Source organism: Paraprevotella xylaniphila YIT 11841, from assembly GCF_900683745.1.
In the GTDB taxonomy this organism is placed as follows: domain Bacteria; phylum Bacteroidota; class Bacteroidia; order Bacteroidales; family Bacteroidaceae; genus Paraprevotella; species Paraprevotella xylaniphila.
Genome location: NZ_LR215980.1, coordinates 3,385,612 through 3,406,941, shown reverse-complemented (window position 1 = coordinate 3,406,941; position 21,330 = coordinate 3,385,612). Strand labels below are relative to the sequence as shown.

Annotated in this window: 22 protein-coding genes; all 22 read right to left on the bottom strand. The window is 41.1% G+C overall.

Annotation, left to right across the window (positions count from 1 at the left end; translation table 11 throughout):
- Nucleotides 1-8: 8 nt before the first annotated feature.
- Nucleotides 9-5,330, bottom strand: a complete 5,322-nt coding sequence (locus E0E47_RS17450; RefSeq protein WP_197730279.1) for an immunity protein Imm33 domain-containing protein — start codon at nt 5,328-5,330, stop codon at nt 9-11.
- 270 nt (nt 5,331-5,600) lie between these two features.
- A complete protein-coding gene (locus tag E0E47_RS14230; protein ID WP_229065968.1) occupies nt 5,601-6,281 on the bottom strand; it encodes a DUF2625 family protein in 681 nt (226 codons plus the stop codon).
- Nucleotides 6,282-6,328: 47 nt separating this feature from the next.
- Nucleotides 6,329-7,156: a hypothetical protein gene (locus E0E47_RS14225; protein WP_117722010.1), complete on the bottom strand. Its 828-nt coding sequence runs from the start codon at nt 7,154-7,156 to the stop codon at nt 6,329-6,331.
- The gene (locus E0E47_RS14220; RefSeq protein WP_229034977.1) at nt 7,153-7,596 is read right to left on the bottom strand and encodes a hypothetical protein; all 444 of its coding nucleotides are present in this window, start codon (nt 7,594-7,596) and stop codon (nt 7,153-7,155) included. The genes E0E47_RS14225 and E0E47_RS14220 overlap by 4 nt, the downstream gene beginning before the upstream one ends.
- A 239-nt stretch (nt 7,597-7,835) precedes the next feature.
- Nucleotides 7,836-8,147: a hypothetical protein gene (locus E0E47_RS14215; RefSeq protein WP_117722012.1), complete on the bottom strand. Its 312-nt coding sequence runs from the start codon at nt 8,145-8,147 to the stop codon at nt 7,836-7,838.
- A gap of 23 nt (nt 8,148-8,170) precedes the next feature.
- Nucleotides 8,171-8,761 (bottom strand): DUF4948 family protein, encoded by a 591-nt coding sequence (locus E0E47_RS14210; RefSeq protein ID WP_117515209.1) that lies wholly within the window; start codon nt 8,759-8,761, stop codon nt 8,171-8,173.
- A gap of 37 nt (nt 8,762-8,798) precedes the next feature.
- Nucleotides 8,799-9,437 carry a hypothetical protein gene (locus E0E47_RS14205; RefSeq protein ID WP_117515211.1) on the bottom strand — a complete coding sequence of 213 codons (639 nt, stop codon included), beginning with the start codon at nt 9,435-9,437 and terminating at the stop codon, nt 8,799-8,801.
- Nucleotides 9,438-9,498: 61 nt separating this feature from the next.
- On the bottom strand, nt 9,499-9,705 hold the full coding sequence (locus tag E0E47_RS14200; protein ID WP_004328531.1) for a hypothetical protein: 207 nt from the start codon (nt 9,703-9,705) through the stop codon (nt 9,499-9,501).
- 102 nt (nt 9,706-9,807) lie between these two features.
- Nucleotides 9,808-10,266: a hypothetical protein gene (locus tag E0E47_RS14195; RefSeq protein ID WP_004328532.1), complete on the bottom strand. Its 459-nt coding sequence runs from the start codon at nt 10,264-10,266 to the stop codon at nt 9,808-9,810.
- A gap of 77 nt (nt 10,267-10,343) precedes the next feature.
- On the bottom strand, nt 10,344-10,718 hold the full coding sequence (locus tag E0E47_RS14190) for a hypothetical protein (RefSeq protein WP_130894020.1): 375 nt from the start codon (nt 10,716-10,718) through the stop codon (nt 10,344-10,346).
- Nucleotides 10,719-10,762: 44 nt separating this feature from the next.
- On the bottom strand, nt 10,763-11,113 hold the full coding sequence (locus tag E0E47_RS14185; protein WP_048317449.1) for a hypothetical protein: 351 nt from the start codon (nt 11,111-11,113) through the stop codon (nt 10,763-10,765).
- An 80-nt stretch (nt 11,114-11,193) separates the two neighbouring features.
- The gene (locus tag E0E47_RS14180; RefSeq protein WP_007662660.1) at nt 11,194-11,775 is read right to left on the bottom strand and encodes an SMI1/KNR4 family protein; all 582 of its coding nucleotides are present in this window, start codon (nt 11,773-11,775) and stop codon (nt 11,194-11,196) included.
- Between the two features lie 85 nt (nt 11,776-11,860).
- Nucleotides 11,861-12,856, bottom strand: coding sequence for an SMI1/KNR4 family protein (locus E0E47_RS14175; protein ID WP_007558975.1), 996 nt, complete (start codon nt 12,854-12,856; stop codon nt 11,861-11,863).
- 73 nt (nt 12,857-12,929) lie between these two features.
- A complete protein-coding gene (locus tag E0E47_RS14170; protein ID WP_007662660.1) occupies nt 12,930-13,511 on the bottom strand; it encodes an SMI1/KNR4 family protein in 582 nt (193 codons plus the stop codon).
- A gap of 78 nt (nt 13,512-13,589) precedes the next feature.
- A complete protein-coding gene (locus tag E0E47_RS14165; protein WP_007662658.1) occupies nt 13,590-14,264 on the bottom strand; it encodes a hypothetical protein in 675 nt (224 codons plus the stop codon).
- A 285-nt stretch (nt 14,265-14,549) separates the two neighbouring features.
- Nucleotides 14,550-15,770, bottom strand: a complete 1,221-nt coding sequence (locus E0E47_RS14160; protein ID WP_008620106.1) for an IS91 family transposase — start codon at nt 15,768-15,770, stop codon at nt 14,550-14,552.
- Between the two features lie 126 nt (nt 15,771-15,896).
- Nucleotides 15,897-16,466, bottom strand: a complete 570-nt coding sequence (locus E0E47_RS14155; RefSeq protein WP_129734458.1) for an SMI1/KNR4 family protein — start codon at nt 16,464-16,466, stop codon at nt 15,897-15,899.
- Between the two features lie 45 nt (nt 16,467-16,511).
- On the bottom strand, nt 16,512-17,003 hold the full coding sequence (gene imm9, locus E0E47_RS14150) for an Imm9 family immunity protein (RefSeq protein WP_007558984.1): 492 nt from the start codon (nt 17,001-17,003) through the stop codon (nt 16,512-16,514).
- 290 nt (nt 17,004-17,293) lie between these two features.
- On the bottom strand, nt 17,294-18,514 hold the full coding sequence (locus E0E47_RS14145; protein WP_008620106.1) for an IS91 family transposase: 1,221 nt from the start codon (nt 18,512-18,514) through the stop codon (nt 17,294-17,296).
- Between the two features lie 126 nt (nt 18,515-18,640).
- Complete coding sequence (locus E0E47_RS14140; RefSeq protein ID WP_129734458.1) at nt 18,641-19,210, bottom strand: SMI1/KNR4 family protein; 570 nt, start codon at nt 19,208-19,210, stop codon at nt 18,641-18,643.
- A 45-nt stretch (nt 19,211-19,255) separates the two neighbouring features.
- A complete protein-coding gene (gene imm9 / locus E0E47_RS14135) occupies nt 19,256-19,747 on the bottom strand; it encodes an Imm9 family immunity protein (RefSeq protein WP_007558984.1) in 492 nt (163 codons plus the stop codon).
- A 290-nt stretch (nt 19,748-20,037) separates the two neighbouring features.
- Nucleotides 20,038-21,258 (bottom strand): IS91 family transposase, encoded by a 1,221-nt coding sequence (locus E0E47_RS14130; protein ID WP_008620106.1) that lies wholly within the window; start codon nt 21,256-21,258, stop codon nt 20,038-20,040.
- Nucleotides 21,259-21,330 lie beyond the last annotated feature (72 nt).

Here is a 21,330-nt window from a genome sequence, read left to right as displayed (position 1 = left end):
TTTATACTTCAGTCTTCATCCACATATAACTTGCCGTCTTCCTTGCGAACCAGTCTGGTGTCATATGGAAAATCCAAATATTGCATAACGTCCGGAGAATAGTTGCAGATGGTATTCAAATCACAATATTCATATCGACATTCGTCATTATCTTCATCCCCATCAGCAAGGAAAAGCCAACCGCTGTCCCAACCCATGTCCTCAGCAAAGGGCTTTTGACGAATGCAAGTTGCTATTTCACATCCATCTACTAAAACACGGCTGCTTACAGTACATTCAATGGCTTTACTCCAATCTTTCAGCAGTAATTTGATGTTGTCCTGCGGTATATGTAAGAATTGTGGATCCGTCTGTGGTTCATCCTCCCACTCTTTGAAACGGCTGTCAATGAGAGCTGCCATATCATGATAATATTTTTCTGTCCAAGGCAGCAACAGATAAGCAGCATCTGTCTCATCCTCACTATTCCATATCCTGCCTTTGAAATAGTCCATGGCATATGCCTGTATATCTTTAATATAGGCATAAGGTGTACTACGATTTTCCCAATTATACCATTTGGTAAACATCGTTCCCACTCTGTTTAGCAAGATAGTAGAAAGTCCGCCATGCAGATCCTCATTATCTCTAATAAATTCTCTTAAATCAATACTGTCTTCTACTTTGACCCTATCAACCAGGTCTCCATGTCTAAACAGGAAAGGTTGGCTCATAAGATTGTGTTCTATACACCATCGTAAATAAATCGCCATGTGGTTGTAAGGAGCCAATTCATCTGCTGACAAATGCAACTCTTCTATCTTTTCTTCATGTTTCTTCGCATCGTCAATATAAGATATGTCATAACCTATTTTCTCTGCATCTGTAACAACATTTAGTCTCAACGGATTAATTGTTTCCAGCGCATCATCAGGACATATTTCAAAGAATTCATCTATATCCTTATCTTGGATAAATTGTAACTCTTCCCTATATAAAGGGATAACCTGATAAAACTCAACACTTCCTGCTTCTTGTGTTTTACATGTACTTGACTTATCTCCAAATATACTTGGAGACAGGAGAACAATAGCACAGAGCTTGGTGTCTTCTGAGAATGTATTTTCACCTCCAAGTTCCATTGTCTTTCCCCAGCTGATACAGGTCCTATGACGTATGCATTGTCTTGCCAACGACGTAATAAGTCGTATAGGCCAACACCATTTCTCTTCTGTCCAATCAGACAATCCGAGTTTCCAGTCAGGTGGTAAATTGATAAGCAATTCTTGATGACAGGTATTGCCGTCTATATCGTCCGATTCAAGGACTTCATGATTACTCATGTTGACTGTTATCAATGTATAATAGTTATGCTCTTTCCTCGGGGCAATAACAGCTATGTCCAATGGATATTCTGAACACGAGTCATCATGCAAGAAATTGTTAATCTTACCAAAATACTTTTCAATATGTGCTATCACTTCCTGTCGTGCAACAGAGCTTATTGAAATTTCACTGGATTGTATTGGGTTAGTTTCAATATCTATTTGATTCAGTACATTAAGACGGTGCGGATTTACAAGGAGAATATTGTCATTCATCTTGTCAAGAAGTTTCTGCGTTCCATTTTTGAGCTTATACTCCAGTTCATCTCTATATAAAGGTATTACCTGATAAAAATTGACTTCCTCTCCATCAGGTAGTGTACAAGTATTTCCACCTACATTTCCACATGGGGGATTTATCAGAATGGAAGCACAAAGCTCTGTCGTATATGAAAGAGGTCCATCATAACTGACTGTATGACCCCAACCAAGCCAAGTATTGTTTTCTCCTGGGAAGCGAGCAAGTTCTTTCAACAACCGTATAGGCCAATACCATTTTTCGTCTTTCAAATGTTCTTTATCCAATTTCCAATACTCTGGCAGACAGATGACAAGTTCTGCCCGTTCCAGCTGTTCTTCTTTCAATTGGTTAGGTACATTCATCAAGTGTGCCCCCATTCCCATTGTCACAAGTGTGTACCAGTTACACTCTTCAGATGGAGGAATCAAACAAATATCCACATGAATGTCCGGTGATACTTTTTCGTGAAAAACGAATTCAAAATTACCATAATAGTGCTCGATATGCTTTTCTATAATATCTATTTCATCTTCTGAGTACATTTCTGGAGCAATAGACTTATTGTCGCCATTATCATCATCACAACAACTTTCACACTTTATTTTTCGCTTTTCCAGTTCTTCATTACACTCATTTATTACAGCAACTGCACTGCTGTCCTCCGGATCAAGTTCCGCCCAGCGTTTGGCATATTCTATCGCCTTTTCTTCCTGTTCTACAAGATATTGATATGCGTATGCCATGCGCTTGTTCCATCCTGCCTGACTTTCTCCGGCTTCACGGATCGATTCCAGCAGTTCAAGTGCTTTATTCAACGCCCTTTCCTTTTCGTCATCTTCCGGTTCTTCGCCATTATCTCCCAGAATCGCATAATTCTCATATGCCCGCACCTGCAACATGACCATGTCGTAGTCCTGTTCAGCTTCGGGAATGTCCTCAAGTGCTTTGATACACTTGGAAAACTTTTCCATGTCATTCCATTTCTCTATCTGGGCAAGAAACTCTTCTTTATTTTCCTTTGTGTATGGTATAGCCTCGCTGGCCGCTTCTGTCAGTTGGTGTATCCGTCCATTACGGATGAAGTCTGAAATGTAGAAAGAGTATTCGGGGTATTCATCGAGCAGAGGTATAACCTTCTTGACAAAAGCCCTGAGGTCATAGACAAACAGGTCGATATAGCTGTATTCCGTTCCGGTTGCACCCCCTGTTATCACACCGAGATTGCCCGGTTCAAGAATCTCTTCCGTTATCCTGTCTTCAAGATCATGACGGAAGTTCAGTATATTATCTTCGCCAACACCATTCTGGAAAACCATATAAAGAGCCTGAACGCCGAAACCGTCGGCATGGTCAAATATCTCGGTTGAACCGTGATAATAGTCAGCTACAATGGAATCCAGACAGGTGGATCCTACTATCACATCGAAGCGCAGTTCGTCACTTTCCTTCGGAGTCAGTTGATATCCCGTATAAACGTCCTTAGGATTCTCGAAAAATTCATGGCCGTGGGATTTCACGGTTTCCTCTATGTGCTGTCTCAACCCGGACAAGGCAATCATACCTTCCTCAATTCCTGACGCCCTTTCTATACCATTGACATATTTGAACGAGACGCCTTCTCCCAGTACAAGTTCTAGAATGACATGAAAGTTTCCGTCACTATTTTCTTCCGGTAAGGCACAAAGATTTTTGTCGTAATACCTGATGTTGAAGTTTTCTCTCTTTTCGTCATAGGATGCTTTTACCATGATCTTGCCCATATCGACATCGGTATTGTGTACACGGTATGCGAAAGACCCGACTTTGCCCGGGTTGAAGGGGAAGAACTTCCATTTGCCTTTCAGGCACTCCGGCATACAGGATATGATATAAGGATAGATGATGAAGAGATCCGGCCATCCTTCGACCGAGAACGTGAACTCATGGTCACCTCCGATATTGAAGTGCATGTCTTCCGATATCAGATTGGTTCCTTTACTGATAAACTCCATGAAGGCATCAGCTTCCTCCATGGATTTCGGATTCATCATGCCAGACAGCTTTTCTTCGTTTTCTACAAACCAGTTCCAGAATTCTTTCACTCGTCTGGTTAACGGCAAGGCCATATTGCACTGACGGATGAAACTCAGGGTGTCTTCATCCTCCGGATTAAGTTCCCTTGCCTTGCTGAAATAATCCAGGGCCTCCCGATAATTGTTCAGAAAATACTGGGCATATCCCATTCTGAAATTCCACCGTTCATCTTCAGCGCCTTCCTCCCTGACGGATTCAAGCAGTTCAGCGGCTTTGGCATATTCCTCAATATTGTTGTACGCCCTTGCAAGAAGGCTGGTCGTTTCAAAATCCCGTTCTGCTTCCGGAATCTGTTCCAGAGCATCGATGATTTCCTGATGCTTTTCGGCCTTGTGCCATTCGTCTATCTGCTTCATCAGTTCGTCATTCATGTTCTCTCCGGTATATATGATTTGCTTATTTTCCGGTTCTATAGGCTGGTCTGCAACCAAAGTCGGGAGGAATTCACCTGAAAGTTTTTTCAGGTCTTCCAGCCTGGAGGCACACAACGTGAAGAGGGTGTACTGGTTGGAACACAGTGCGTGACAACTGTAAACGGGATAAGGTTCTTCATCCTCTGAATCTTGGCCGATACCCATGTCATAGAGACGGTATTTTCCGCCGTCAAATTCCCTTTCTTCAATCATTTCCTCTTCCACATCAAGAAAATCCGGCTCACCATTGGTGGAGTATCCTGTACATCTGACCGTGTGCCAGTTGTCTGCAGCCGCGTCATAATAGACGAGGGTACCATCATCCGTATCTTCGAGATAGCTGCCCGGCAGACTGAACCTGATCCTTCCGACCTTATGGTTGATTATTCCTCGCCGGTAGCCGATGGCAAATTCCGTTTCGTATGTCGGTATCCCGTCAGTCGGGACAGGGGTACAGCCATGCAGTCTGCAAAGTTCCTCGTATTCCTTTTTTGGGAAAGGAAGAGACGGGTCAAGTGATGCTGCCGTTTCCAGCTCGCTTATGATGTACCCGTTGATGCGGGCATCTTCTTCACTTCTTTCCGACGGCATGAAATAACAGTCCTCCCACATGGCGTTCAGGGCCAGTCCTCTATGGAAACGTGCATCACGTTCCGGATTGTTCCAGATGAAGAAATCATCGGCAAAAGATTCGATCCCTTCTTCCCGGATACGTCTGATGACTTCTGAAAGGCGGAAAGAACCCAAAGGTGAGATGACAATGCCGCTGTCCGATTGAGGGTAATATTTATTGAGATCCCAGCAGATTGACAGGGACGTACTGCCTTTGTCTTCCTGCTCCTGGATGATTTCAAACAGTTTGGCCAGCCACTTGTGGAAATGTTTCTTCTTCATGGCCTCAAAGTCCCTTTCCGTGTAATAGTCCGTCTCGTCTTCAACCTCAAACCGGGTTCCGGTCGCCTGTTGAAGTCTGTCGATGAACTCTATTGCTGCCTTGTGGAAGCCGGGGCCAAGCATGTTGGTCTGGCAGTCTCCGTTTACGGAAATGACGTTGTCCGTATTTCCTTCTCCCTCATGTTGATAGTTTAGAAACAAGTCGCCCAGCCTGCAAAAACTAACCGTCGAAGATGATTCATCGTGCTCTGCATTATAACCGGACTCAACAGCCTGACTTTCTACAGCCTGTTGAAACTTTTCAATGTCCTTGATTTTAGTGTGAATGGTGAATCCAAGTCCCATAATTTCATTATTTTGTTTATAAATGCAAGATACCGATTTTATTCCAACTGGTCGCATTTAATTTGTTAATAATAACAGAAATTTGGCACTATTGTAATACGATACGCCTTCCACATGGAAATCCATGCTTTTAATCATAGTTTAGCAACATTTTGTCAGTTCACTACATTGGGGTACAAGTTCTTCCGTAACACAAAAAATCCCCCTCCCATGAAAATCATGAGGAATTTAAGCGCATTTGCAGCTTTGTGTCAGAGGATAGCAATGAATTCACTCATTCTTGTCATCCTGGCCCAGAAAGGCAAACTGAAGTCTCAGGATTTCATCCATCGGAACGACTTTTCGGACTCTGCTCTCCAGACTTTCCGCCTCGGCCCAAAGGAAAGGATAAAAAGCTACGCCCTCGCTGCTCTTCAGTTTCGAAGCATCGTTCTGCCAGCCGTCCCATCTGTAATCGGTATAGAACTTATCCGTATCGCCATGCAGACACCAATAGACGAATTGTCCAAATTTTATCTCCATATCTTCCATCTCCAGACAGTCGGGGGCAAAATAGCCGATATTGCCGTCGTCAAGACAGATGAACAATCCTCCCAGTATGTCTTCGCCGATCACTATCTCGTTGAACGGGAACAGACTGTTTCTAGTGACAAAGTTTAGTTCTCCCGAACCGTACAGCCTTATCCAGTTGTCAATGACTATACCACCTGTGTTTTCAAGGATTGCAGCCATCAGGCTACCGCTCTTGATCCGGTACTTCTCTTTCATTGCCTGCCTTGCTGCTTCATCCAGAGGCAGCACATTTATCGTTTTTGACGAACTTTTTATTTCATCAAGTATTCTCTGAAACATTTCATCGTTCATAGTCTTTATTTTTTTCTGCTTAAAATTCAACTTTTCATCATACTCATTCAAAATAAATTGCACATTTATCTTGAACGTTATACCCATAGCATTTGCCGGAGGCCGTTATTACTTTTTTCATGTTTCTGTAAATCTTAAAACTCCATATCCTCCGTCCATTCCAAAGAGTCCACCGGACAAAGCTCTACTTTCTTCATTTCGTACCAAACGGTCAGCAATATCCTAATGCTGTCAGGCGTATATCCCTTAACCCATGTACATTCTACAAATTTTCGTCTGCCGTCTCTGATTTCCTCGAATGTGGCATGGCTCAGCAACCCTACACGGAACTCTCCAGCCATGTCCTCCTTTCTTACTTGCATGGCATAGACTGGTTTCCCGTAGCGTGTCGTGCGCCCGTCTTGGTCGATTAGACGCTGCAAGACTTCATTGGGCGTTTCCTGACGGGCTACTATGGCAAAACGTAGTGAAAGGTAATCCCTCCACCTTTGCGGTACTTCAGTCCGCTCATTCTCCGGCGGCATTGTCTTGTCCGAAAAAGTGGGAAACACAATATTCGCCGCCGCCACCATAGCCACGATAACTGCCCAATAGACTGCTATTGCTCGTTTCCAGTAACGGGGACGTTCACGGAGTTCCTGCCGGACTTCCTTGCATATCTTCTTGTCGTCAAAAAATCCCAGAGGGATGGCTGACAGCAGCACCGCCAGACCCGCCAGACCGTAGAAAACAACCTTTTGTGGCACGTTTACCAGATGTACATACCCGTCTTGTCCCCTTGCCGCCAGAAATGTGCCGGCCAACAGGACGAATTCCGGGAGGATGCTCAGGAAGTATATTCCGGCAGCAAATGCCTTTCGCTTCCTTTTATTGTTCCATTCCGTGAAATGCGCGTAGGAAATTTTATGCAGCATCACCAACAGGCGGAAAAAACGGCTGAATATGTTTCTTCTATTTGTCATTTGAGTATTTCAGTTATCCATTTCAGAGCAGTTCCTAATAAAACCATTGCGGGAATAAGAAGCAAATAGAGAGGGAAAAAGAACAGGTTGCGCCGGAAGGGACTGAACTTGCGTCCCGCATAATGCTGCATGACCGCTTTCCGCCGGGAAGGCGGGTATATTTTGCCGAACAGACGGTCTGTCATGAAGACAGAAACGGAGAACACGATTAGAAGAACGCCTCCAAACACCTCGAATGCCAAGTCATCCAGAAAATGACCGCCTATGGTCAGAACCGGCATGAATATAAAAAGCGTGATACAGGCCCACAGCATATCACTCCCACGGGGTTGTTTGAAACTGACCTTGTGATAATGCTCCCATGTTATTTCTCCCAACCAAAACAAATAGTCGAAGAAATAATAATGTCGTTCTTGCTCTTTATATTCCTGTTTCTTCATTCTAAACATAATGTTCGGCAGCCAATCGCTGTTTATGGCAATCTTTTCATTTCGCTCAATTACAAATATATATCATAAGGAAGAGACTTCAGAACATTCGGTCTTCCTTTTTTCTATGGTATGCTCAAAAGCATTTTTTGGGGATGCTTGTTTGGACGTTCTCCCTAAGGTCGATGGAGCTGTCTCGCCCGAAAGTTTCCCGGCGTTTAACCGTTAGTTAGGGACAATAAAGCAAACCCCTATCCATAAATGACTATACAATTCCAACAACATCGAAGTAGTGTCAGTACAAAATGTACCAACAGTATTTTTCCGCTATACTTGAAACGATAGCAGGCAGATGCGACAAAGCCGATGGCACTCCAACCAATCACCACCCGGCTTGTAAAGATATAGTTTTCGGAAGATTCATAGCTCCAACCTAATCCTTCACAACCTATCGGGTAAAGTTCCGGATGCTTTGAGAATTGTATAGAATCACTGACAACCATCCACAGCAATAGCAGACAGCATAGTCCCCACAATATCCTTAATACCAATCTTGATTTCATATTGTTTTGTTCATCATTTCAGGTTATCGTGAATGGTCTAGCTCGATGTACCAACCTTCCTTGATGGGCTTGTAAAGCGTGGTGTCGTTGTACGTCCTGCGGTAGATCTCGTTTAGGTCGCCATGTTCGGTGATACGGATATTCCGACGGCTTCTCAATCCGGGATCGTAAACGAAACTCTTGGACGTTCCTGCATCTACGATACCGTGGGAGTAGTACGGCATAAAAAGGCTCACATATACCGAATCTGCCGTTTCCCATTCCCTGCGATCAACAAGGATAAAACCGCATCCAATCTCTGATAACAGGGAGTCGAGTAGGATTCGGTCTGGCTTTAACAGCCCATATACCGGGAGGTCTTGTTCGTCATTTGATTCATAGGATGTATCACTTTGCTCCATTGAATCAAGTATAATGATCCCGTCAGGAGAAAACGGCGGGTAGTGAAAACTACCTTCTGAACTCTCTGACATGATTTCGTACACCTTGCGGAACGCCGCCTCGTGCGTGGCGAAGTGGCGTATCATTTCCTCGTCCGATGGCGGCATGGGTGGATCTCCGCAACTTGCAGCAAACAGGCTTGCTAAAAGCAGGATTATGATAGGTATTCTCATTTTCTTATTTATCTTATGTCTGACGGATAAATAGTCTTCAATGGTTCTGCCCTCTACTGGCGACCTTAGTTTCAATAATTATAGCCCCGTTGATTCCGGCTATACCATATTGGCAGTACGCCTGTTTGCCGTACAGTATCTTAATCTGTACATTTTCCACATTGTCCTTGATTATTTTATTCAACTTCCCAAACACTGCGGAATCTCTTACCATCGTACCGTCATAGATCCACAACAAATCCATTCCGTTTAATATGCCTTTCACTGTTTGTGCGCTGAAATATGGGCGATTATCCCCGGATATACGTATCTCACTGTCTGAAATACGCTTCAGGTATTTCCCATCCAGCGAAGCGGATATTGGCAAATCTATGTCTATGCCTTTGGTAGCTGTCTGTTCGGCGTTTGGCATGCCGATACGTCGCAAACAACCGTCTTGTGCAATCACATAAAACAGCGTGTAAGGCGGAAATAACCCCATCCCCTTGACCTTTACGCGCAGCGTGTCTTCTTGCAGAAACAGACGGTGTGCCGGTTCTCCTTCCAATCTGTAAGAAATGAAGCCGCTATCAGGCATTTCCACACACCGGTTACACACTTGCGCATGGGTGCAAAGCACACTGCAAAACAGCAGAAGCAGAACCGTTATTTTCGTTTGTTTGACAGACCAACACATTCTTATTTTTTTTTACTTGATTCGGTATAATATCCGACGGATAGCTGACCGTTATCCGCATTTACATTTCATCAAAAATTGAATCTAAAAGACTATTCAATTCATCGTCTGTAAGATTGAAATTTTCTTGTTCAATTTTCATACTCTCGTATATTTCAGCCATTGCCTCGCCTTCGGTAGAGAAAAACTGGTCAGCTGATTTTATACCGTACTCGTCAACAAGCATTTTCCTAAATACTTGTTTAGCTTTTTCGATTTTACTTTCCATATCTATTTCCTTTGTTTATTGCGGATAATAAAACTATTATTAAGCCTTTATATCCCCTCAATTTTGCCGTCATTTTTATATTTCTTGTTTAATGTTCATATCTTATTTTCGACTCCAATATCCCAAAAACCTACTGAACAGTATCATCATAACCAGATACAATACTATTATACCATTTATCTCAACAAAAAGCACTAAGTCACCTGCCGTAGGAACACTTTCATACGTATTTTCGGTTAAATACTTGCCTTCATATCCTAAATAGATGAAATAATACTCGTATGTTTTATATACACCATTGAATAGCAATAGTATAATGGCAGACAATCTGAATTTATTATGACGCAGAAACAAGTGGAAGAAAAGGTCAAGAAATATGAATAATACGCAGATTACTACAAAACCAATCAACGCCATCAATCCGTCCACCGCGGCTCCCGGACCATCATTAACTTCAGTTATGCTCATTAATTGGTTGGGCTCCATCAAGACAAGAGCAAACATAAGTAAGTATATTACCCATGCAATCAGTTGTCCAACTTTTATTTTAGCTATCTTCATTATGGTTTATCGTATATGCGGATAATGTCCGGCGGATAATCGACCTTTCGGGGAGATTAATCCGCTTGTTAGCCACCTTATTCTTTTTCCCAACTTTGTATTGCAAATAATTCATCAAATAGGTTGTCAGCACTTTGTCGAATCCCAATTCGATATTTTTTAGGAATTTTATGTTCATTCCTTTCCCACCATGAATCAAATGTTTCTTTCAGGCTTTTACGTTTCAGTTTTCCGACAGTTTCCGAAGCCATATTAGGATATTTCTTGGCAAACATTAGATATATGTCAAGGTATACCAATAATGGCTGACGCCCAACATCATACTTGCCTTCATCTAAAAGAGACTGTATTCTTTTAATATCAGCAATAGCCTGATAGAAATATTCCAATGGGACTAAATCGGAACAAGTATTTTCTTCTGGCTTGATTCCATATATTTTGTCTAAACCCATATTTTTTGTTTTTATGGTGGCTAATGTATTTCAGCTAACTGCATTTAGCTGTTAAGTTGATTGTTACCAACATTTATTTTTTCAATTCTCCCAATAAGCATATATTGGCTATGTGATATTAAATATTCTTCATTTTTTTCTTCGTATTTATTTTCTAAACACAAAGCACCACCGACAATAACATCAACATTCGTTTCTAAATCAAAATATTCTTTTTCATATCTGGGTTTCAAAATTAGAATACAACTTTTTTGTCCATTAAAATCTAAAAAACTATCAGATTTGAAAAGAAGAAATGTAGGAGAAAGTTGCTTTATTACTATACCATGAAGAATATTACTACCATTATGATTGAAACCCCACGGTTCATCTACTGTTAGTTTGTACTTGACCATATTTATTAATTTTCTTTAGTTGGTAATGGTTTGACAGCGTTCCGCTTCAAGTGGTAGTGCTGTTTGTTAGTCGCTTCATTCTATATCGGTAGTGTTTTTTCGCTTGGCGCAAGCATTCTACCTCTATCATCATAAAGAGTAAATATTCTTTTGGATTCAGATAAAAGCATATCCTCGAATGAATCCCAAGCTAAAAGAGATGAAGCATCTCTACGTTTACAGAAATGAACTTTTCCATCTTCAGAGTCTATATAGAGCTTCGAACCATCATATCTATATCCGCCTATGAAAAAATAAGTGTCTTTTGCATTTTTAGGTTTTTCGTAAATGTTCGGCTCAAGTAAGCCAAAAGGCTCTGGAGTTGCATTTAAATCTCGGTTGTAAGATTTTCTTATTCCATATAAACTGAAATGGTGGAAAAGATGTAATCCATTTGTATCTGTCATTAAAAACGAGCGAAATTGAGACGGAATTTCTCTTTTCAAATCTCGTTCTAACTCAACAATATCATCTTCATTTAGCGTAGCAAAGACGCAAAAATTATATGCTTCAGGAGCAATGAAAGGTGCATGACCGTATTCTTTTGTCCCGTTTTCATATTCTTTACATCCATACTTTTCAAAAGTCCGAATGTATTCCATTATTTCTGTAAATGCACTCATATTTTTTCTTTTTATTTTTCAAGCGACTAATGTTCGGTGGATAATCATCATTAAAGGAGATTGATCCGCTTGTTATCTGCCCGCTTTATTCCTCTTCTTCGATGAAATGATTTATAAAGTAATTGAATGACTGGGCGATGTAACGAGTATTTGTTTCAAAGTTGTATTCTCTTGAAGCGTTTTCGTCCCACTCGTCAGTCAAGTAATAGTAAATCTTTTTATTCTTCAAGTTCAACGCATAATAGTTTCCACCCGAATCCATAGCAAAAGGCAACAGATTGCATGGCATTAAATTCCTACTCCATATATCTTTGGCTATGACTTCAATTGTTTCAAAAGCATTGGTGCGTTCCTTTATCGGAAAGAACGCATTTATCTCCACCCGATCCAAATCCTCGTCCTGCGGTTGATAACAATATGGTGATGGCATACCACCGTTGAACTTGAGGTAAAAGTTCTTCATGCCTGCCGGAATCTTTACATTCAACTCAACCTCAAAATTCTTTATATCTTCTTTTGTTAGCGAAGCCGAACAGTCCGAAAGTTCAGGCATTACACCTGCTGTCTCCGTTTGTCCCTCTTCGATTTCTTCTATTGCTGGAATTGCTTTGTGCCCGTCCAAAACAACGAGATTGTCAAAGAAATCATCTATTGAATTTGCAACAAGTCGTGGCTCTCCAAAATTGAAGATTACATCTTGCATCCCCACAATAGGGTAAAGATAGATCTTTCCATTAACCAAGTCTATGGTAATCCGACCTTCATCGGTAGATTCCATAGCAAAAATAAGAATGCTATCAGATATAGCTCCAGCTTTTCTTAACTCTAATGTTTCGCCTTCTGCCGTATATCTGGGGTCATTCTTAAAATCCTTGTTATATTTGAATGGGAAGAAATCTTCAATTTCCACCTCTTGATATTTATTTATGCTTGCGGTCTGTTTCGTAGAACCTCCATTATATTGTAAATAGAACTCTTTCAGTCTTTCCGGCAAGGCATAACCCAATTTACTCTCTATTTCTTCAAAATCTTTGAGAGTAAGACTTTTTTGGCAATTTTCTAATTCTATTTTCATATTCATTCTTTTTATGGGCAGATAATGGTTTGACAGCGTTCCGCTTCAAGTGGTAGTGCTGTTTGTTAGTCGCTTCATTCTATATCGGTAGTGTTTTTTCGCTTGGCGCAAGCATTCTACCTCTATCATCATAAAGAGTAAATATTCTTTTGGATTCAGATAAAAGCATATCCTCGAATGAATCCCAAGCTAAAAGAGATGAAGCATCTCTACGTTTACAGAAATGAACTTTTCCATCTTCAGAGTCTATATAGAGCTTCGAACCATCATATCTATATCCGCCTATGAAAAAATAAGTGTCTTTTGCATTTTTAGGTTTTTCGTAAATGTTCGGCTCAAGTAAGCCAAAAGGCTCTGGAGTTGCATTTAAATCTCGGTTGTAAGATTTTCTTATTCCATATAAACTGAAATGGTGGAAAAGATGTAATCCATTTGTATCTGTCATTAAAAACGAGCGAAATTGAGACGGAATTTCTCTTTTCAAATCTCGTTCTAACTCAACAATATCATCTTCATTTAGCGTAGCAAAGACGCAAAAATTATATGCTTCAGGAGCAATGAAAGGTGCATGACCGTATTCTTTTGTCCCGTTTTCATATTCTTTACATCCATACTTTTCAAAAGTCCGAATGTATTCCATTATTTCTGTAAATGCACTCATATTTTTTCTTTTTATTTTTCAAGCGACTAATGTTCGGCGGATAAACCACCTTAAAAGTTTCATCTGTTTGTTATCGACCTATTTTATTTTTAGTTTTTGACTATATGCAAGTATTACAAAACGATTATCTAATCCACAATCAATTACATCATTCTTTTCTAATTGAGAATAGGCTTTTACAAATCTATTTCGACATTTACTTGAATGTATGTAATGATTGAAGTAGTTCTCGGCTTGTTCCTTTTCACCATATCTCAACATATATGGCAGGGCAAGGAGAGAGTCTTTCGTGTATTGATTGAAACAACAGCCATGTTGCGTAATGAAGTCAATAGCCATTTGTCTATTCTCAAATAAATCAAATATCGGACAAGCATATTTTTCAAGTAAATCAATTATTGTTTTTATTGATGGAGCATAGCTTAGTCCGGCAAGATCCCAAGATTGATATTGATTTATTGGCGATAGGTATCCAATATGATTATGATATACTAAGCCATCATCATTGACATTGAGATTCTCTTCTTGCACCCACTTTTTCAAGTTTTTACAGGTAATCGTAATCAGTGGATATATAGCCACACTACAAGATGAATTATATACACTTGAACGAAACCATATTTCAAAAGTCAAATTTTTGTCTTTTGAAATCTTTTTCAAACATTGTCCATTTTTAGACGGCTTAAATCCCATTGCGATAAAAGGAATAGCTATCTCATTGCAGGCTTTAATAAATATATCTCTTGGTTTCATTTCTTGTTCTTTTCAGGTCGATAATGTTTAGAGGATAGCCGACCGTTTAGGGCGGTTCATCCTCATGTTCGAGACAATTTTTATTTCCTTTATTACATACTATATAGAACTTCAATTTTTGACTGCTGTTTCCGGCAGAAAGAGGTGTGAAGTTCATGCCCGCACCCCGTTCGTTTCATTACTGCTCTTATCCGTATTTCATTCATTTTTCAGTTCTCCTTTCTTTCTTTTCATGGGATTTCACTGTTCTTGTTCACGGCAGGACATAGCTATCCCATGTTGCTGTCATGCCGCTTTTTTCCGGTGTATGTCGCAATGCTCCAGTATTACCGTGTATGTCATGCCGCCACCCGTTACCGTAGTGTGGCTGTAAACTCTCGTCCGTCCGCAACGCTCGCAGAAATACGGGTTTTCATATCCGCTTTCTGCCTGTTGCAACTCGGCTTCCTCTATCTCGCTTTCATCCTGCCCGAAGTATTCTTCCGGCAGGCTGCCTTTATTGGAATAGAAGCCGTAGTACCTCACGATGCGGAAATAGCGCAGTGGAACGTGTTGCAGCAGCCGGGGGAAGAACTCCCGGTAATGCAGCGTCAGTTCCTTTTCAACCGGGTTCCTCCTGTCGGGTGAGTTTTTGTAATCACGGTAACGGAATGAAATGTTTTCGCCGTCCATTGCCGTAATCTTGTATTCACTCAGGCACGCCCGTTTGGAATATCTGCCCACATATTGTATCACCTGTTCCGGCATCTGTATGGGTGGTTCCAAATGCACTATCCAGTCCTTTTTGTTTGCCACTTTTTTGATGAAGCCCATAAACTCCATGCGGTCACGGAAGTCATGCTCCAGCCTGCCCGCATCGAACAACTCTATCAGGGCGTGTTCAAACTTGTAGCGGAATACCTTACAGATAGAGGGGATATGCACGTAGTCATGTTCGGGGATGACTATCTTACCGTCGTTATCTATGCCGCCCCATGACATAATCATGTGCGTATGTACATGGAGCTGTTTCGTTTCCCCGTAGGTATGTAGTACGGCAATTACCCCGGTTTTCAAGCCGAACTTGTGCATCATCCAGTCTTTCAGCGTTTCAGCCGAAGTACGCATCAGTATATTCAGCATTTCTTTCCTGTTGCGCTTCACCAAGTCCAGCAGGATATGCGGCAAGGTCATCACCACATGGCGGTGTGGCACCCGCAGCATCTTTTCTTTCATGCGTGCCGCCCATTTCAGCGTGTCACGCCAGCCGCATGACGGGCAAAAACGGTGTTTGCAACTATGGCTGATTTCCCGTACTTCCCCACAATCGGGACAAACGTATGTATCTATCCCCAAAGTGGTTGTGCGACATACACGGATAGCGTTCACCGCCTTGTACTGTTCGGGGGTGATGTACTCCGCCGGGTGCTGTGCGTATTCGTCCCACCACCGATTGAAGAAATCGGACAAGCGGTACTTCTTTTCTTTGCAACCGTCTGTATATATGTCGTTTAGCACTTCTTTCATAGCTCGCACACAAATCCTTTTTTACTCCATTTTAATATCTAATCATTTGATTATTAGTTGTTTATTGTCTTGAATGTTTTGCAGCTAATCGCCTTTATGGGCGATTAAGGTGCGTGTTAACAATCATTATTCTAATTTCTCATGTCTAAATTCAAAATCTATATTCTCACCCGGAAGCAGTTTAGTCATATAACTCTTTTTTTCTCCTTCATCAAACTCAAGTTCACCTAAAAGCTCCTGAGTACTAATAATTTCATTTTTCAGATAATCATTAAAGTTGTTATATACTTTGCCACATTTAATTGGATCGTGTGAAAAAAGGACTACTTCATAATTATCTTTATCAATACATAATGGATCTGTAGCTGGACTTTCAGCAAAAACAATATATTTATCTATTACTTCTCTTGGAAATTCGGATAAAACAAATTCCCATGAACTTTCTGACAATGGAATCAAATTATCTAATGGATATAAATTTGACATAAAATCCGTATTGTCAGTTCCTCCAAAATACAAATAGAAATCTTTCATTTCTTTAGGAAGTTTCCAACCTAATTTTTTTTCGATTTCAATAAGTATATCTTTATCATCAATTGGAAAAACTTCTATATCATAATTCTCCAAGAACTTTATAAGACTACTTTTCCAACCACGTTCACCAATTCTTTGTATTGGCATTTCTACATTTTTCATATATTCTTTTTTTGATTGTTAATGGTTTGCAGCGTTCCGCCTTATTCAGTCGGTAGTGCTGTTTGTTATAAACTCTTTTTTCTTTATTCTTTTGCCGTTACATGTAAAGCCATAAGCAAAAGCTGCATCTATGGCTTGTTTTGCACTCTCAAGAATATAATGATACAAATTATCATATTTACTAAAGCATGGAGAAAGAATGTAGAAGTTTTTAATATTTAAAGGAATATAAATCCCCGTCATATCGGATATTCCATAGCGTGCTTCCTCCAAATTTGGTACTGGTATGGAAATAGATATTTCAAACTCTTTATTAGATGGGAAACGTTTTGCCCGTTTGAAAATCCCAATCCCCCCATTAGTATTTCGAAGATTTATCTGTATGAGAAGTTTCCAATCTCCCAAATCATCTAAGTTGATTTGGTTATTGTAATCTTCCATATAACCATTCAACTCTCGGTAAATTGAGCGCAGTAAGTCCAATTCTCCAAGTTCGGGGATTTCACTACTTATTAAAACTGCATATTGATTATTCATACATTCATCCTTATATCCAGAGTTTATAATGTTTAGAGGATAGCCGACCGTTTAGGGCGGTTCATCCTCATGTTCGAGACAATTTTTATTTCCTTTATTACATACTATATAGAACTTCAATTTTTGACTGCTGTTTCCGGCAGAAAGAGGTGTGAAGTTCATGCCCGCACCCCGTTCGTTTCATTACTGCTCTTATCCGTATTTCATTCATTTTTCAGTTCTCCTTTCTTTCTTTTCATGGGATTTCACTGTTCTTGTTCACGGCAGGACATAGCTATCCCATGTTGCTGTCATGCCGCTTTTTTCCGGTGTATGTCGCAATGCTCCAGTATTACCGTGTATGTCATGCCGCCACCCGTTACCGTAGTGTGGCTGTAAACTCTCGTCCGTCCGCAACGCTCGCAGAAATACGGGTTTTCATATCCGCTTTCTGCCTGTTGCAACTCGGCTTCCTCTATCTCGCTTTCATCCTGCCCGAAGTATTCTTCCGGCAGGCTGCCTTTATTGGAATAGAAGCCGTAGTACCTCACGATGCGGAAATAGCGCAGTGGAACGTGTTGCAGCAGCCGGGGGAAGAACTCCCGGTAATGCAGCGTCAGTTCCTTTTCAACCGGGTTCCTCCTGTCGGGTGAGTTTTTGTAATCACGGTAACGGAATGAAATGTTTTCGCCGTCCATTGCCGTAATCTTGTATTCACTCAGGCACGCCCGTTTGGAATATCTGCCCACATATTGTATCACCTGTTCCGGCATCTGTATGGGTGGTTCCAAATGCACTATCCAGTCCTTTTTGTTTGCCACTTTTTTGATGAAGCCCATAAACTCCATGCGGTCACGGAAGTCATGCTCCAGCCTGCCCGCATCGAACAACTCTATCAGGGCGTGTTCAAACTTGTAGCGGAATACCTTACAGATAGAGGGGATATGCACGTAGTCATGTTCGGGGATGACTATCTTACCGTCGTTATCTATGCCGCCCCATGACATAATCATGTGCGTATGTACATGGAGCTGTTTCGTTTCCCCGTAGGTATGTAGTACGGCAATTACCCCGGTTTTCAAGCCGAACTTGTGCATCATCCAGTCTTTCAGCGTTTCAGCCGAAGTACGCATCAGTATATTCAGCATTTCTTTCCTGTTGCGCTTCACCAAGTCCAGCAGGATATGCGGCAAGGTCATCACCACATGGCGGTGTGGCACCCGCAGCATCTTTTCTTTCATGCGTGCCGCCCATTTCAGCGTGTCACGCCAGCCGCATGACGGGCAAAAACGGTGTTTGCAACTATGGCTGATTTCCCGTACTTCCCCACAATCGGGACAAACGTATGTATCTATCCCCAAAGTGGTTGTGCGACATACACGGATAGCGTTCACCGCCTTGTACTGTTCGGGGGTGATGTACTCCGCCGGGTGCTGTGCGTATTCGTCCCACCACCGATTGAAGAAATCGGACAAGCGGTACTTCTTTTCTTTGCAACCGTCTGTATATATGTCGTTTAGCACTTCTTTCATAGCTCGCACACAAATCCTTTTTTACTCCATTTTAATATCTAATCATTTGATTATTAGTTGTTTATTGTCTTGAATGTTTTGCAGCTAATCGCCTTTATGGGCGATTAAGGTGCGTGTTAACAATCATTATTCTAATTTCTCATGTCTAAATTCAAAATCTATATTCTCACCCGGAAGCAGTTTAGTCATATAACTCTTTTTTTCTCCTTCATCAAACTCAAGTTCACCTAAAAGCTCCTGAGTACTAATAATTTCATTTTTCAGATAATCATTAAAGTTGTTATATACTTTGCCACATTTAATTGGATCGTGTGAAAAAAGGACTACTTCATAATTATCTTTATCAATACATAATGGATCTGTAGCTGGACTTTCAGCAAAAACAATATATTTATCTATTACTTCTCTTGGAAATTCGGATAAAACAAATTCCCATGAACTTTCTGACAATGGAATCAAATTATCTAATGGATATAAATTTGACATAAAATCCGTATTGTCAGTTCCTCCAAAATACAAATAGAAATCTTTCATTTCTTTAGGAAGTTTCCAACCTAATTTTTTTTCGATTTCAATAAGTATATCTTTATCATCAATTGGAAAAACTTCTATATCATAATTCTCCAAGAACTTTATAAGACTACTTTTCCAACCACGTTCACCAATTCTTTGTATTGGCATTTCTACATTTTTCATATATTCTTTTTTTGATTGTTAATGGTTTGCAGCGTTCCGCCTTATTCAGTCGGTAGTGCTGTTTGTTATAAACTCTTTTTTCTTTATTCTTTTGCCGTTACATGTAAAGCCATAAGCAAAAGCTGCATCTATGGCTTGTTTTGCACTCTCAAGAATATAATGATACAAATTATCATATTTACTAAAGCATGGAGAAAGAATGTAGAAGTTTTTAATATTTAAAGGAATATAAATCCCCGTCATATCGGATATTCCATAGCGTGCTTCCTCCAAATTTGGTACTGGTATGGAAATAGATATTTCAAACTCTTTATTAGATGGGAAACGTTTTGCCCGTTTGAAAATCCCAATCCCCCCATTAGTATTTCGAAGATTTATCTGTATGAGAAGTTTCCAATCTCCCAAATCATCTAAGTTGATTTGGTTATTGTAATCTTCCATATAACCATTCAACTCTCGGTAAATTGAGCGCAGTAAGTCCAATTCTCCAAGTTCGGGGATTTCACTACTTATTAAAACTGCATATTGATTATTCATACATTCATCCTTATATCCAGAGTTTATAATGTTTAGAGGATAGCCGACCGTTTAGGGCGGTTCATCCTCATGTTCGAGACAATTTTTATTTCCTTTATTACATACTATATAGAACTTCAATTTTTGACTGCTGTTTCCGGCAGAAAGAGGTGTGAAGTTCATGCCCGCACCCCGTTCGTTTCATTACTGCTCTTATCCGTATTTCATTCATTTTTCAGTTCTCCTTTCTTTCTTTTCATGGGATTTCACTGTTCTTGTTCACGGCAGGACATAGCTATCCCATGTTGCTGTCATGCCGCTTTTTTCCGGTGTATGTCGCAATGCTCCAGTATTACCGTGTATGTCATGCCGCCACCCGTTACCGTAGTGTGGCTGTAAACTCTCGTCCGTCCGCAACGCTCGCAGAAATACGGGTTTTCATATCCGCTTTCTGCCTGTTGCAACTCGGCTTCCTCTATCTCGCTTTCATCCTGCCCGAAGTATTCTTCCGGCAGGCTGCCTTTATTGGAATAGAAGCCGTAGTACCTCACGATGCGGAAATAGCGCAGTGGAACGTGTTGCAGCAGCCGGGGGAAGAACTCCCGGTAATGCAGCGTCAGTTCCTTTTCAACCGGGTTCCTCCTGTCGGGTGAGTTTTTGTAATCACGGTAACGGAATGAAATGTTTTCGCCGTCCATTGCCGTAATCTTGTATTCACTCAGGCACGCCCGTTTGGAATATCTGCCCACATATTGTATCACCTGTTCCGGCATCTGTATGGGTGGTTCCAAATGCACTATCCAGTCCTTTTTGTTTGCCACTTTTTTGATGAAGCCCATAAACTCCATGCGGTCACGGAAGTCATGCTCCAGCCTGCCCGCATCGAACAACTCTATCAGGGCGTGTTCAAACTTGTAGCGGAATACCTTACAGATAGAGGGGATATGCACGTAGTCATGTTCGGGGATGACTATCTTACCGTCGTTATCTATGCCGCCCCATGACATAATCATGTGCGTATGTACATGGAGCTGTTTCGTTTCCCCGTAGGTATGTAGTACGGCAATTACCCCGGTTTTCAAGCCGAACTTGTGCATCATCCAGTCTTTCAGCGTTTCAGCCGAAGTACGCATCAGTATATTCAGCATTTCTTTCCTGTTGCGCTTCACCAAGTCCAGCAGGATATGCGGCAAGGTCATCACCACATGGCGGTGTGGCACCCGCAGCATCTTTTCTTTCATGCGTGCCGCCCATTTCAGCGTGTCACGCCAGCCGCATGACGGGCAAAAACGGTGTTTGCAACTATGGCTGATTTCCCGTACTTCCCCACAATCGGGACAAACGTATGTATCTATCCCCAAAGTGGTTGTGCGACATACACGGATAGCGTTCACCGCCTTGTACTGTTCGGGGGTGATGTACTCCGCCGGGTGCTGTGCGTATTCGTCCCACCACCGATTGAAGAAATCGGACAAGCGGTACTTCTTTTCTTTGCAACCGTCTGTATATATGTCGTTTAGCACTTCTTTCATAGCTCGCACACAAATCCTTTTTTACTCCATTTTAATATCTAATCATTTGATTATTAGTTGTTTATTGTCTTG

What these genes read in the sequence shown, in the direction of transcription:
- E0E47_RS17450 (WP_197730279.1), bottom strand. Translation starts at nt 5,330, where the DNA reads ATGGGACTTGGATTCACCATTCACACTAAAATCAAGGACATTGAAAAG.
- E0E47_RS14230 (WP_229065968.1), bottom strand. Translation starts at nt 6,281, where the DNA reads ATGGGTATAACGTTCAAGATAAATGTGCAATTTATTTTGAATGAGTAT.
- E0E47_RS14225 (WP_117722010.1), bottom strand. Translation starts at nt 7,156, where the DNA reads ATGACAAATAGAAGAAACATATTCAGCCGTTTTTTCCGCCTGTTGGTG.
- E0E47_RS14220 (WP_229034977.1), bottom strand. Translation starts at nt 7,596, where the DNA reads ATGAAGAAACAGGAATATAAAGAGCAAGAACGACATTATTATTTCTTC.
- E0E47_RS14215 (WP_117722012.1), bottom strand. Translation starts at nt 8,147, where the DNA reads ATGAAATCAAGATTGGTATTAAGGATATTGTGGGGACTATGCTGTCTG.
- E0E47_RS14210 (WP_117515209.1), bottom strand. Translation starts at nt 8,761, where the DNA reads ATGAGAATACCTATCATAATCCTGCTTTTAGCAAGCCTGTTTGCTGCA.
- E0E47_RS14205 (WP_117515211.1), bottom strand. Translation starts at nt 9,437, where the DNA reads ATGTGTTGGTCTGTCAAACAAACGAAAATAACGGTTCTGCTTCTGCTG.
- E0E47_RS14200 (WP_004328531.1), bottom strand. Translation starts at nt 9,705, where the DNA reads ATGGAAAGTAAAATCGAAAAAGCTAAACAAGTATTTAGGAAAATGCTT.
- E0E47_RS14195 (WP_004328532.1), bottom strand. Translation starts at nt 10,266, where the DNA reads ATGAAGATAGCTAAAATAAAAGTTGGACAACTGATTGCATGGGTAATA.
- E0E47_RS14190 (WP_130894020.1), bottom strand. Translation starts at nt 10,718, where the DNA reads ATGGGTTTAGACAAAATATATGGAATCAAGCCAGAAGAAAATACTTGT.
- E0E47_RS14185 (WP_048317449.1), bottom strand. Translation starts at nt 11,113, where the DNA reads ATGGTCAAGTACAAACTAACAGTAGATGAACCGTGGGGTTTCAATCAT.
- E0E47_RS14180 (WP_007662660.1), bottom strand. Translation starts at nt 11,775, where the DNA reads ATGAGTGCATTTACAGAAATAATGGAATACATTCGGACTTTTGAAAAG.
- E0E47_RS14175 (WP_007558975.1), bottom strand. Translation starts at nt 12,856, where the DNA reads ATGAATATGAAAATAGAATTAGAAAATTGCCAAAAAAGTCTTACTCTC.
- E0E47_RS14170 (WP_007662660.1), bottom strand. Translation starts at nt 13,511, where the DNA reads ATGAGTGCATTTACAGAAATAATGGAATACATTCGGACTTTTGAAAAG.
- E0E47_RS14165 (WP_007662658.1), bottom strand. Translation starts at nt 14,264, where the DNA reads ATGAAACCAAGAGATATATTTATTAAAGCCTGCAATGAGATAGCTATT.
- E0E47_RS14160 (WP_008620106.1), bottom strand. Translation starts at nt 15,770, where the DNA reads ATGAAAGAAGTGCTAAACGACATATATACAGACGGTTGCAAAGAAAAG.
- E0E47_RS14155 (WP_129734458.1), bottom strand. Translation starts at nt 16,466, where the DNA reads ATGAAAAATGTAGAAATGCCAATACAAAGAATTGGTGAACGTGGTTGG.
- imm9 (WP_007558984.1), bottom strand. Translation starts at nt 17,003, where the DNA reads ATGAATAATCAATATGCAGTTTTAATAAGTAGTGAAATCCCCGAACTT.
- E0E47_RS14145 (WP_008620106.1), bottom strand. Translation starts at nt 18,514, where the DNA reads ATGAAAGAAGTGCTAAACGACATATATACAGACGGTTGCAAAGAAAAG.
- E0E47_RS14140 (WP_129734458.1), bottom strand. Translation starts at nt 19,210, where the DNA reads ATGAAAAATGTAGAAATGCCAATACAAAGAATTGGTGAACGTGGTTGG.
- imm9 (WP_007558984.1), bottom strand. Translation starts at nt 19,747, where the DNA reads ATGAATAATCAATATGCAGTTTTAATAAGTAGTGAAATCCCCGAACTT.
- E0E47_RS14130 (WP_008620106.1), bottom strand. Translation starts at nt 21,258, where the DNA reads ATGAAAGAAGTGCTAAACGACATATATACAGACGGTTGCAAAGAAAAG.